The following is a 12,353-nucleotide window of genomic DNA, read 5'->3' on the forward strand; positions in this document are numbered from 1 at the left end:
TCAGCACGCTCTGTGGAAAGGGATAATGCGGCTTGGATCGTAGAGCTCGGCGACAGCGCGTTCAGGGACAGTTTGCAGCGCGCTACCATGCTGGGCCGTGAACAGGCAGCCTTCCGTCGACGCGCAATGAAGGTCAGTGCGCAGAAAGCGAGAACCGGAAAAGTCGCTGCCATTGATCTTGGCATGGTGCATCAGCGCATAGGACATATCAGCAGCAGCAAACGAGGCGGACTTGGCCGAAGCGCGCGTGAAGACTGCCATCTCAAGCTTTGTGCCAGAGAGATCGCAGCCGTCGAGGCGGGCATCAACGAAGACGCACTGCGTCAAATTGGCATTACGCAGCCTTGCGGCTCGTAAGTCCGCCCTCACAAACAGTGTGTTTGGAGCAGTTACGCCCGAGAGGTCGGCACCCACGAGGCTCGCACCGGTCAAAATCGAGGCAGACAGGTCGACGCCGGACAGGTTTGTGTGGTCCAGTTTGGCGCCGCTCAGGTTCGCTCGGGCAAGCGTCAGGCCTGTGAGGTCCCGCTCCGACAAATCGCATTCCGAGAAAAGAATTGTGTCGCAACGCATCCCGGCGAACTGCGCGCTACGCAGGTCGGCCCGCGTGATGACGGCGTTCGCTAGCGTGGCGCCGTCGAGCACGATATCGGAAAGCGCGCAATCCATTATGGCGCTTTGGGACAGGGTGGCGCCGCGCAGGACAGCGTGCGCCAAAACGCAACGCATCGCTGTCGTCTGGACGAATTTCATCTCGCTGAAGTCGCTATGGCCAAAATCCGATGATATGCTTGTCGACTGGACGAGGCGTGCCCGTCGCCAATTAGAGCCGCCAGCGCGGCAACTGACGAACATGCAATTTTCAAGAGAAGCGTCGGCGAACGATGCGCCGCTGAAGTCGCAATCTTGAAACATCATGCCGGTCAAGCGCGCACTCGTGAAGTTGCTGTTGCGAAAAGAAGAGCTCAGCACAACACCATCGTTCAAGCGCAATCCAGAAAGCATCTGGCCATCGAGGTTTGCCTCGCGTACCGGAATGCTATGGGCGACCGACTGCAATAGCGGATCAATTGACATGGCGCCTGACCATCAGGACGGTGCGGTCGATATTAGCGCTGCTCAAATCGGCGGCGACCAAGGTGGAATCCATCAGGTCGGCGCCATAGAGATTTGCATGGCGCAGACTGGCGCCGGTCAGGTCGCTCTGATTAAGATGTGCCTCGAGCAGATTGGCGGCATAGAAGTCAGTGCCGCGCAAATCGTTGCCAGTGAAGACCGCACGTTTGAGCGACGTCATCCGGAAGGTCGCGTTCGACAAGATCGACTTGCCGAAATAGACGCCGTCGAGCCGTGCGATAGTGAAATCGGCGCCGCTGAGGTTGGCCGCCTGAAACGAAAGCGCCTCGGCGCTGCAGCCGCCGAAGCGGGCGTTTCGTAGATCGATATCGCCGGTGAAGCTGACTTGTTCGAATTGCGAGGAACTCAAATCGAGCTGAGGCGCTGCCACCTTGAGAAAACAGGTTTGCTCCAGCCGCGCGCGGGCAAAGCCTGCACCGGACAGCGACAAATCCATGAATTGCGTCCGGTGGAGGACGGCGTTCTCCCAAACGCTGTTATCGAGGGCGGCTTGGATAAAAGAGCATTGATCTAGCCGTGCAGAGCGGAAGGTTGCCCCGATCATCGGCACCTGCAAGGCTTGCAGCTCGATGAGGTGCGCTTGGTCGAATGATGTGCCGGCCATGCGCGTGCCGAGCAGATTGGTGCGAACAAGCTGGCTGCCTGCGAACCGGGTTCCGCGGCAGTCGGCTTCACCAAGATTTGCATCAGTGAGGTCGGTCGCGCTTAAATCAGCGTTGACGAGCGCTGCGCCGGACAATGCGGCTTTCATGAGCCTTGCGCCGGCGAGGTTGGTCCCGTTCAACTTCGCGCGTTCAAGAAACGCGCCGGAGAAGTCCGCGTTCGCAAATCTCCGTCCGGAGAGGTCGGCGCCGGCCAGATCGCGACCGGCAATCGTGCCGCCGCGCCGGAATTCCTCTTCCATCACATCTCCCAGAGCGCGCGCGACAGCTGGCGCCAACATCGTTTCAGGCCTGAGCGGCTTGGGTGAGGCGAGCCTTGCAGCGGCCACGCCGCCTGCCAGCTGAGCTTCCGCTTTGTCGATCTCCGCCCGCAGCACGGTTAATGCTTCCGTCGATTCCGTTTCGGCCGCCCTCATCGCTGCTTCGGGTTCTCCAGTGATCGCAGTAGGATGGGTTGCGCTCAACGCCTCAAACGGCGGGCGGTCATCGGTTGTTGGTGAGGGGAGGATGTGTCTGAGCGCGGCTTCAGCCTCGGCAAGACCCGTCCGCAGACGTTTGCCGGCGTCGGGTGGTATCCCGGGGTTCTCGATTTGCGCCAGTATCTCGTCAATCGTCAGGCGCGGGGTCGGCTCCGGCGAGACGTTCTGAGTTGCTTCCGGCAGCATAGGCGCCGGGATGTCAGGAGGTGAAAGAACGTTGTCCGATATCGCGTTGCGTATCGGCTCGAGCGGTCGTCCAGCCGCCAGGTTAAGGAAGCGAGCACGGGCAAGTTCGAATTGCGTTTGCTCATCGGGCGGATGTGTTGCAGCGCCAAGGATTTCGGTACGCCAGTTCTTCGCCCGCGCGAGCTTGTCTTCGATATCGCGCATGACGGCCGGATCTGTGTCCGGCGGCAGCGAAGGAAATGGTGGGGCCTGGTCAAAGCTTGCATCCATCGACTGCGCGGCGTCCAAGTTGCCGATCATGGCGAGCAAGGCGTCGATATCGCTCGAGGTGGCATTTCCGCCGGCAATTGTTTCATAAGCCTCGCGCAAGGGTTCGTATTGAGCGGCGAGCTTTTCGATGTCGGATTCCGCCTTGGTCTGCACCGCATCCAAGGCGTCGAGAATCGCGGCCAGATCGATCTCGCCGCTCTCGAGTTCCTCCGGCAACGGTTCCGGAATGCTCGACGGTTCGATCGACGGTATCTCGATCGTGGGGCGCAGCGAAGGCGGAAGGTCAAAGCGCGCAAGCTCCTGATCGAGCGTCCAGCGCATGGACGCCGACTGCCGCGCTGCGCGCTCGTCGGCCAACGCGTGGCGCCGGACTTCGCGGCGCTCGCGTTCAGCAGCCGAGAGTTCAGGGGCAAGTTGATGTTCCGAAAAGGCATAGCGCGCGGCCGTCGTCGGGTCGAGCCGCAGCTGCCGGACGTTGTGGTAGTGATCTAATGGCCGCGCGGCCTCACTCTGTCGCTCGTAAGCGACCATGATGTCGCCGACGTCGCTGCCATCCAATTCGTGCACGGCGATCGCAGTACGGTAGATCATGACGCCGCGGCGGGCGCCGGCAAACAGCCACAGCGTATCGATGCGCGTCTGCAGTTCTGTGACGCCACGCCTCGCATCGCGCCAGCCGATGAAGCAGCGCACACGAAAGGCCGGTAGGCGGCCTTCGATCAACGGATGCTCGGCGGCGAAGTTCTGCAGCGCGTAGGGTTCTCCGCCTGAGATAAAGCCGGCCATGCGCTGGTCCGGCGGTGCAAACATGAACAGCCGTGGATCGGCATCGGTCGCCAGAGCGGGGGCCGGCGATTTTAGCCACGCGCTGTCATAGGTGCCTGCGTATTGCAGGCGCTTCCTGTCATCGAGCGCCATTGGTCCGAAACTTGCGGGCGGCGCGACTGTGTCGATGAATTGAATCGCATGCTCGGGGCTCTCCACGTTGGGCAGGGCCACCAGCTCGCCGGCGGCTCCACGGTGAAGGGCGTCATGGCCGGCGCCGAGCGGGTTTGCGGCGTAGCCGGGCCCGCCGAACGCGCGTTGCCGCGTGAGCGGCATTTGCCGAAAAGGTTGAGCGGCTGTCGGTCGCCAGCCGGCGCCTGTCATCTGCCAATAACGGTCGCCGGTCACCAGAAGGCGCTTCTGCATGGGTCCGAGCTTCCAGCCCAACAGCATGCGCTCGATCGGCCGCCCCTGAGGTGCCGCGGCATGTCCACCGACGAGCACCTCCGCTTGCGGCTTGGGCATGCCGATGTCGAGAGGGCTGCCGGGCGGAAGCTCCTTGGCAGCCATAACCCAAAGGTCCTGCTCGCCTTCCAGGCGGTCGGAGCCCGGATTGGCCAGGTCGAACATCGCAAAGGCGGAAATGATGAGGCTTGCCCCGGGAGGACGACGCTCGCATTTGGACAACAGACCCAGTGTGCGTGGCTTTACAAGAATGGGCATGAAACCCGCCGAGACAATTTTCGCCTCTTAGCCGTATGTCTCGAGCATGACGGACTTACGGTGCAGCGGAGCAGACGCGTCGTTGTGTCACCTACCAGATCAGGTGGGCATCAAGATCAGCCCCAGTGGTGTACATGAACGATCTGAGCTGGAAGATTGTGGTCGTCGACCGCATCGTCGAGATCTGCGACTTGTTTGCGCGGCTCCTTGACCGCCGCGGATTCGCCTCGAGCGCAAGCACAAGGCAGCGTAAGGGAGCTTGCGTTGATTTCACAAAGCAGATGCCCTTCCAAAACGGATGCTTCGGTCCTCTTTCGTACGCAAGCTGGCGCAGGAACATGCTGATCTTTGCGCGCAGCCTTCCAAGTGACCATGTGCCCGTCGGGTGGCTCCTGCCAGTTGCCAGATTGAGCATTTAACAAGGCCACCACGCTAGCGTCTTACCCAGAGTCTTACGACGTCCCGAAGTGACGCACTGCGAAGAGTGCGTGCAAAGAAGCTCTTTCAAGCGAGAGAATTGAGCTCCGATGCGCGCATGAATTTGGTTCGCTTCATTTGCTTGAAACGATGCATCAAGCCTTTGATGAATCCAAGGAGCGGCGGAACAAGAAGGTGATCTGTGGACCTCGTTGTTGTTTCGAACCGCGTTAGCCGCGGCAAGCCCAACGAACCAATGACAGGTGGCCTTGCCGCGGCCCTTCTCCCTGTTGTGGAGCAATCCGGAGCAATCTGGGTAGGATCCCCGGATCAAACGGACTCCGGCGGTCTGAAGGAGCCCTCGGTCGAGGCGCTCGGCCGAGGAAAGCTGGTGACATTGGATCTGCCTGCCGAGCATTTCAGCCGTTACTACAAGGGATTTTCCAATTCGGCACTGTGGCCGACCCTGCATTCGCGCCCTGACTTGATCGATATCTCGGACCTCGACTATCCCAGCTATCGGGAGATCAACGCCATTGTGGCGGACGAGTTGCTCCAATTTCGCGATCACACAACGTTCTGGGTGCACGATTATCATTTCCTCGCGCTAGGCGCCGAGTTGCGCAAGCTCGAAATCGAGCGGAAGGTCGATATCAAGAAAACCGTCGGCTTCTTCCTGCACACGCCATGGCCGGAGCCTGCGACGATCCGCAATCTGCCATATCATCGCGAACTGATCAGGGCGATGCTCGCTTATGAGTTGATTGGCTTCCAGACTGATGAGCATCGACAAAATTTCATCAACTATGTCGGCCCTTATCTTGGATTGAAAATCGAGAACTCTGTTGTAATCTCAAGCTACGGCCGGACCCGATGCCGGGTATTTCCGATCGGAATCGATGTGGACAAGTTTGCGCAGTATAGCGAGCAGGCGGTCTCGCATCCCTTCGTCTCGTCGTTGCGGAACAGCCTCAATGGCGGGAATCTTGCGATCGGCGTTGATCGGATCGACTACTCGAAGGGCCTCGACAACCGCGTCAAAGCCTTCGATCATTTGTGGGCCCAGCGGCCGCGCAGCATCTCGCTGCTGCAGATCGCAAACCCGTCGCGCAGCAGCATCAAGGCCTATCGCGATCTGCAGAGCTTCGTTACCGACCTTGTTCGCGATGTTAGCCGCCGTTATGCCGCCGACGACTGGACTCCGATCCACTATCTTAAGCAAGGCTTCAGTCAGTCCGTACTCGCGGGTCTCTACCGCATCGCGAAGGTTGGCGTGGTGACGCCGTTGCGTGATGGCATGAATCTCGTAGCGAAGGAATATGTCGCCGCCCAAGACCCGAATGATCCTGGCGTGCTGGTTTTGTCGAAATTTGCAGGCGCGGCCAAAGAGCTAGACGAAGCGCTTCTTGTCGATCCGTACGACATCGAGGATATGTCGCGTGCGATTTCGAGGGCGATATCGATGCCGCCTTACGAGCGCTCCTCACGCTGGAATCGCATGATAAAAAAGCTACGCGGCTACCCTATCCAACAATGGTTCTCAGATTTCATTGTGGAGCTCAAGGACATCCGGGCCGAAAAAGCGGCTGGGATGTCCATTCCGAGAGAAATAGCGGCGCCGCGTGGTTCGAAACCGACGTTCGAGCACGACCCAGCTGCGACTTCGAGCCATTCGGAGCTGCCGCGGCAGTTGTTATATCTGGTAAGCGACACGCCGGCTGGGGTCCCAATCGAAGATTTGACATCTATCGTAGGCGCTGGTTGGACTCACGGTCTCCAACCGGCTCCGGGGCGTGTAGTCGATGCACTGAACAGAATAGATGCCCTCCCAAGGCCATACCGGCAGACGCCACATTTCTACATCCACGGTTATGCTTACTCGGCGGGCTATGGCGGGACGACCAAACCGACTCCGAACAATCCGCTAGGCGTTGGGGTTTATCTCATCCCTCGACTTAAAGGCGGCTGAACGAGAGGGGCTGGACTGCAACCCGACCAAAAAAGATCGGCAGGATGCGGAAATCCGGTTGGGTGACCCGTAAGAAGAGCAAGAGCTGTCTCCCTCGCGGACTAGGCTCTTCGACTCAACAGGCAATCACTACAGACCTTCAGTGAAGGGTATTGTCACGCCCGCCCTAGACAAAGAAGGCTAGATCCTCCGGCGTTTCGCTGAGCGCCCGTATCTCCATTGCGCCAAATCGCCCGCGGAGCTCGATCTCGACTTCAGCCAAGGGGACCCAAGTGTCCGACCGCGCGACAGCGTTACGATCGTACAACCTGACGCTACGTGCGGTTCAAGCCCCTTATGGGGACCGCACACGGAATGTTTGGACGCAAGGATTAAAGCAGCGACGAGCCTAAATTCCGCCACGCTGCTTGTTTCATTCCTGGCATCATCATCACGGATGTACTGATGATGGTCGGGCGGACCCGGCGCACTTCCATCCCAGCAAAGTGCGTCGGGGCGCCTTGGGTCGGCGCCGTCTTCGCCGAGCCCGAGCAGCACACCTCCTTTAACAAAGCGTCGGATGCTGCTGCTCATCTTGAATTCCTTTCGGGCACTCCTTCGTAGTCACGCTGGCGCAATGCGATATGCCTGTGTTGCGCGTCAGCACTCTGCTTCATCTCTTTTCATGAAATCGGTTACTTATGGCGATCCGCGGCCACGAAAAGGTAATCCAGCGCGGCTGGAGGCTCGCGCCGGGCGCGGTACCGAATCCCGCGGAGAGGTGATGTTGCGAGGGGGGTCCTCGAGGGGAATAGCTGCGCGGCAAGATAAGATGTTGCAGTCGCCAGTAGCAGGGGAGGCGGAAGGAGTATGCCCCAAGATTGCATCCCCCCAAAACGAGGGGGCGACAGCATACTCTGCGTGTTGCAAGAATGCGGTTCGAGCATTGGGGGCGAAATGCGTCCGCCGGATCGCTCGCGTCTTTCGCAATTCAAGGTAGTCGGATGATCGCGCCGGTTCGACGGGACTGGAGTCCAAAAGAATTATTCAATGCTCTGACGCCGGCGATGTTTACCGCTGCACCATCGGTTGTTCGCGCACGTTGGGACAGATTGTGGCCTGAATTGTATACGGAATATGACGCGAGGCATTTACAGAATGAGCTGTGCATCCGTAACTTAATCGAAACCAACGAAGCTGAGGCGTTCTTTAATGCCTGGGCCGCAGACGAAGAGCGGCATACCAACGGCTTCATCCAAATCATGGAACTCGTCGCCGGTGGATCCGAAGCGGATCTTCGAGAAAGATTGGACGCTCGATCGCATGATTTTAGTGCAATCAACGAGTTCCTGAAGGACGAGTTCTCTCTCATCGTTATGATCGCATTTGACGAAATGTGTACCTGCCGCGCCTATGCTGCGGAGAGGGAATTTTATACCGGACTTGGGAATAGCCGTTTTCTGCGTTGGCTGAGGGAAGTGATTGCCGACGAGGCGGTTCATTCAATGAATGCGGTTAACGTGATCCGCGCCCGCTACTGCGATCGCGTCAGCGAAGTTGGCGTAATCCTCGAGAGCCTGATCAGCGGCATTACAGACGACAGGAGTTATACTGGCACTTTCGTTCTGGACTATTTCGGCGCGGCGTACACGAAGGAGTTGCTTGCCAACTGCCACGCCAGGATCTTGAGAAATGCTGCCAAGCCGCTCACGTCAGCAGAGCAAGCCGGAAATAACCGTCAGCCAAATTGACAGCAACGCCGTCGCACCTGCGAAGTGAACCCGCCGATCTGGCTTTTTGTTTGGAAGCACCACATCAAGTCGCGGTCGCTGGATCAAACTAAGTTACACGGTAGTGTCGCATTTCCTCCTGATGTCGCGATTGCTTCAACGCACTTGATACGGAAAATCCTTCCAATCCTCTCAAGCTCTTGTCCCAAAACCTAATTCTTGCGAGCGCCATAACTGGTACGGCACTTGCTGTTTGCATTGCAGGGTCCTCTCCTAATGGAGATGCACATGCAAAGTGTTCTACACACCAAGCAGGCCTCCCGATCTTGGGTAGGTCTGGGTACGCCCTCCGACCAACCGCGTCATGCACGAGAGGGCCAACCACTATCAATCCGCACGAGTTGTTCGCGTTGGAGCCACCCGTCTGAACCCATCATACGCTGCGCACTCCGCATGCAAGGCGTTGACCGTGCGCGACGATCAAGTCGGGCTGCCCGCCGCGGTATTCGCCGCGGCCAGCACGATGCCGGCCAGCTGCGGACTGGTGATGCGGATCTGTGGGATCGGGCACGACTATGGCCCGCATGATGCCATCTTCGTTCGCGAGCAGAGCGTCGACCTCATTAGCGCGCAGGTGGAGCGCGGTATCGCCGAACTGGTCGACGCGCTGTACCTCACCTAATTCGCCAAGTTCGGTGGCTTGTGACGATGCCTTAGCCGACGGCGCTGTTGTCAAACCGGACTGACCAATCGTTCGAACGCATGCAAGCTTGCACTACTACTCGGACCTGAAGATGCCTTCCTCGTCAGCTTTTGCAGAAAGATAGAATCAGCTCCGATCGGCTGATCGGGCAGATTTGCAAGCGACCAGAAGGATTGCGTGTCCGCCAGAGGTGCGGCGCGATACAGCTCAGGATGGAAGGTACAGAGCCGGATGGTCGCCATCAAGCCAGACAGGAACGCGGCGATCTTCGATTTGGCCGGCATCAGCCTCGTCGCCGGTCGTATCATCGGCGAGCGGAGCGGAGAACGAACGGATATCCGTGCGGCGGTCGTGGGCCGCCGTTCAGGCTTGGTTCGAGGACCGCCGGTGCTGGCCCGCTGTTTGGTGCGCGCGCCCGCGGCAGGGGCACCTGCCGCGGCGAAAAAGCAGCTCGGGACGAGCATTCGCCCTAACGCGCGAGCGTTCAGACCCCACGAAAAGCGAAGCCAAGAGTCCAGATGATGGAATGGAACTTAGCTCCGCCCGAAACGAACTCGATCGAACGGCGCAACACCGGCTTTTTGGACCGGCATCCCGAGGCGCCCAAGATGCATCTCTTCAGCTTCACGGAATGCGCGAATCAAACGCAATCCCTCAGAGCGCTGTTCGAGCTTCTTGTGAACTGCGCGACCGAGGAGGGATTCAGCGAAGTCGCTTACGGCGCACTCAATTTCGTGGAGCCGCTCCGTCTACCGGAGTATCCACCGCCCTCGGTGGCCGTAAACTGGCCGCCTGACTGGTGCGACCGATACTTTGAACGCAAGTACCATACAATCGATCCGGTGGTCCGGCGGGCACCAATGTATTCGCGGCCATTTCTGTGGGATCAACTCGCCAAGCAATATCAGCTACAGCCGGACGAAAGGCGCGTACTCGCCGAGGCCAGAGAGGCGGGTTTGAAGCATGGCATGAGTGTGCCATTGTTTGGACCATTGGGCCGACTATCGGTGGTATCATTTGCGTCTCGGTCCGATGATGCTGATCCTCAGCATCGCATAAGTCATCTCAACGCGCTGGCCTGGCATTTTCACACAGCGTATGTGGAGATCGCGCGTCCCTCGGAGAGTAGCTGCAATAGGAAAGTGACGCTATCGGAGCGGGAGCTAGATTGCATGCGATGGGTCGCAGAAGGAAAATCGTCGTGGGAAATTGGCGTGATACTGCAAATCAGCGAGAATACGGTGAACTTTCATCTCAAGAACGCGATGCGAAAACTGGGCGCAACCAGCCGCGTCCAAGCTATTGTTATGACAATGCGCCTCGATCTCATCTGAATTCGTCCGGAGTGCCGTTCATGTTGGGTGAGCGAAGCTACGGCGTTGAATGATGATGGTATCGAGTGGAAATTGTGATGTCGTCGTTTGCGGCGAAATGCTGCCCCGCAAATAGACAGCTGAGCCAGGTTCGTTGCTCGGTCGCGGCTGGCCTCCGACCTAGACCACCACCGGTTCCGGTGTGCAACAGGCGCTCGGTGTTTCATTTCGGCGTGCGACGCTGACGAGCTCCTCGTGATGGCCAGCCGAGATGGGTCGCGCACAGAGCAGGCTTTGCGCAATTTCGAAGAGTGGCGCTTAGAAGCGCAGCCGACGACCCAGTGCCGCACGGGAGAAGCATCTGAAGAAAGAACCCCGGCCAAAGGTCGGGGCTCTCGGGTCCGCGACGCGAAGCGTGCAGAGGTCAATATCTGGTGACTGCCGGACTGAACTTGTAGTTGAGCCGAACAGTGACGAGATCAACATCCTGCTGGATGCGATCGCCGGATCCACCGGACGCGGTGAAGATGATATCGTTGTCCTGCATGAAAAGGTGGTCATACTCGACGCCAAATGACCAGTTTGGTGCAAAGCCGACCTCGAGACCAGCGCCAAGGGCGCCGCCCCAACGGAGATTGTCGCTCCTGGCAAACTCCGCGCCAGTGGCCGCCGTGCTGAGCTGATAGCTGTTGTTGGTCACCGCAGCGCCACCCTTGGCGAAAAGCAGTACGTTGTTGAACGAGTAACCGATCTGGCCTGTGAACAAGCCGAAAGCATCGATCTTGGTACGATTACTGTCTGACGGGAAGACGGCACTGATATTGGAGCCGCTGAAGTTGGCCCAGTTGCCTTGGGCTTCGACGCCGTAGACAACATTGAATACCTGCCAACGGTAACCAACCTGACCGCCGACGGTGGCGCCGTTCGCGTCATGACAGCCTTCGGGAGTGGTTGCTGCGAAATCCCAGCAATTGTGGCTCGACCCCCAGCCACCGTTGATGCCGATATAGAGACCGGTCCAGTCATATATCGCTGGAGGCAGCACTAGCGGCGGTGGCGCCTTGGTGAAGACAGGCTGCGCAGCGAGATCAGCGCCAAATGCGGGCGCCGCCGCGTTAAGCGCGATGATGCTTGCAGTCAAAAGCAGCAAATTCTTCATTCGAGTTTCGTTCCTTTCCATTGCCCCAGCGCTGTGCGTATTAGCAACATCACCGCGAATTGCTGTAACTCCAACACAACATGTCATCGCGAGAAATGGCCCTAATCTCACGTAGCGGGAGGTTGTTGAGCCGGCATGAAGCACTCAGTCGTCACCGTTCATCGGATGAGTCGTTGGGCGTTCTGCAGTACGAGTTGAAGGTGGTTGGGGACCACCACGGCTATCTATGCCCTGGAAGAGGTAGCGGGTAGAACAAATCGTCCGACGCTCTTTCTTGAGAAATCGACATGCCGCCTGCTCCACCATGCGGACGAGGACGACGTCTCGAGTCCTAAACGGAAGAAACATTCGCCGGTTGCCCGTAAGCGGCATTTTCCGGCGGTTGGGCGCCGTAAGCTACCGTCGAAATCCTTCGCAGGCGTCAGAGATCGTGCCAGAAAGATGAATGACCCCGGGGTGTGACAGATCACGTTCCTATCGGCATCTAACGCGTCGACGCAGTCGCCAATCAGAAGAGCGAGCTAGGTGCATCGCTCGGTTCAGTGGCGAGCGGTGAAGAGGACGGAGTTCGTCCTCTCGGCCCTGCGGTGCCTGGCGGGTGAATAGCAATGCGGTAGCGCGCCTTAGTCATGGCGGCAAAGGCAGCGTCATTCCGCGCCGAGAAAACTGGCGGCCACTCGACAACGGCGCGAACCACACTCGTTTAGCAAATTATGGAGGGTGCTTTGAGCAGTGCCGGGCCGAGTGCCGGCATTTGTCTATGCAGAGCACAAGCACGAACCGGCGCTCCCTCCGGTCAGTTGACAGAAACAAAGAGCATCATCGACTGCATCGAAGACGGCTACTCGACCTTCAATGACC

General features: G+C 58.7%; 7 protein-coding genes and 1 pseudogene. 4 read left to right on the plus strand and 4 right to left on the minus strand.

What is annotated here, in order from left to right; all coding sequences use genetic code 11:
* Nucleotides 1-1,077: a pentapeptide repeat-containing protein gene (locus QMZ05_RS28495; protein WP_353703779.1), complete on the minus strand. Its 1,077-nt coding sequence runs from the start codon at nt 1,075-1,077 to the stop codon at nt 1-3.
* Nucleotides 1,067-4,222, minus strand: a complete 3,156-nt coding sequence (locus tag QMZ05_RS28500) for a DUF2169 domain-containing protein (protein WP_353703780.1) — start codon at nt 4,220-4,222, stop codon at nt 1,067-1,069. The genes QMZ05_RS28495 and QMZ05_RS28500 overlap by 11 nt, the downstream gene beginning before the upstream one ends.
* Before the next feature lie 619 nt (nt 4,223-4,841).
* Between QMZ05_RS28500 and QMZ05_RS28505 the strand changes: the two are divergent.
* The 3 genes and pseudogenes from QMZ05_RS28505 to QMZ05_RS28515 form a co-directional block, all read left to right on the plus strand.
* Nucleotides 4,842-6,227, plus strand: a pseudogene (locus QMZ05_RS28505) (trehalose-6-phosphate synthase); the annotation flags it as partial.
* 1,364 nt (nt 6,228-7,591) lie between these two features.
* Nucleotides 7,592-8,338: a hypothetical protein gene (locus QMZ05_RS28510; protein WP_353703781.1), complete on the plus strand. Its 747-nt coding sequence runs from the start codon at nt 7,592-7,594 to the stop codon at nt 8,336-8,338.
* Nucleotides 8,339-8,786: 448 nt separating this feature from the next.
* The gene (locus QMZ05_RS28515) at nt 8,787-8,999 is read left to right on the plus strand and encodes a hypothetical protein (RefSeq protein WP_353703782.1); all 213 of its coding nucleotides are present in this window, start codon (nt 8,787-8,789) and stop codon (nt 8,997-8,999) included.
* A gap of 50 nt (nt 9,000-9,049) precedes the next feature.
* On the opposite strand, the gene QMZ05_RS28520 is transcribed toward QMZ05_RS28515, so the two are convergent.
* A complete protein-coding gene (locus QMZ05_RS28520) occupies nt 9,050-9,304 on the minus strand; it encodes a hypothetical protein (RefSeq protein ID WP_353703783.1) in 255 nt (84 codons plus the stop codon).
* 324 nt (nt 9,305-9,628) lie between these two features.
* On the opposite strand from QMZ05_RS28520, the gene QMZ05_RS28525 reads away from it, so the two are divergent.
* Nucleotides 9,629-10,354, plus strand: a complete 726-nt coding sequence (locus QMZ05_RS28525; protein WP_353703785.1) for a LuxR family transcriptional regulator — start codon at nt 9,629-9,631, stop codon at nt 10,352-10,354.
* 403 nt (nt 10,355-10,757) lie between these two features.
* Here the strand turns inward: QMZ05_RS28525 and QMZ05_RS28530 are convergent, their stop codons facing one another.
* On the minus strand, nt 10,758-11,492 hold the full coding sequence (locus QMZ05_RS28530; protein WP_353703784.1) for an outer membrane beta-barrel protein: 735 nt from the start codon (nt 11,490-11,492) through the stop codon (nt 10,758-10,760).
* Between the last annotated feature and the right edge of the window lie 861 nt (nt 11,493-12,353).

Source organism: Bradyrhizobium sp. INPA03-11B (assembly GCF_040446015.1).
Lineage (GTDB): Bacteria > Pseudomonadota > Alphaproteobacteria > Rhizobiales > Xanthobacteraceae > Bradyrhizobium > Bradyrhizobium macuxiense_A.

Bases quoted from the DNA above. Each gene is read 5' to 3' on its own strand.
- QMZ05_RS28510 (WP_353703781.1), top strand. From the start codon at position 7,592: ATGATCGCGCCGGTTCGACGGGACTGGAGTCCAAAAGAATTATTCAAT.
- QMZ05_RS28500 (WP_353703780.1), bottom strand. From the start codon at position 4,222: ATGCCCATTCTTGTAAAGCCACGCACACTGGGTCTGTTGTCCAAATGC.
- QMZ05_RS28525 (WP_353703785.1), top strand. From the start codon at position 9,629: ATGCATCTCTTCAGCTTCACGGAATGCGCGAATCAAACGCAATCCCTC.
- QMZ05_RS28530 (WP_353703784.1), bottom strand. From the start codon at position 11,492: ATGAAGAATTTGCTGCTTTTGACTGCAAGCATCATCGCGCTTAACGCG.
- QMZ05_RS28520 (WP_353703783.1), bottom strand. From the start codon at position 9,304: ATGCCGGCCAAATCGAAGATCGCCGCGTTCCTGTCTGGCTTGATGGCG.
- QMZ05_RS28495 (WP_353703779.1), bottom strand. From the start codon at position 1,077: ATGTCAATTGATCCGCTATTGCAGTCGGTCGCCCATAGCATTCCGGTA.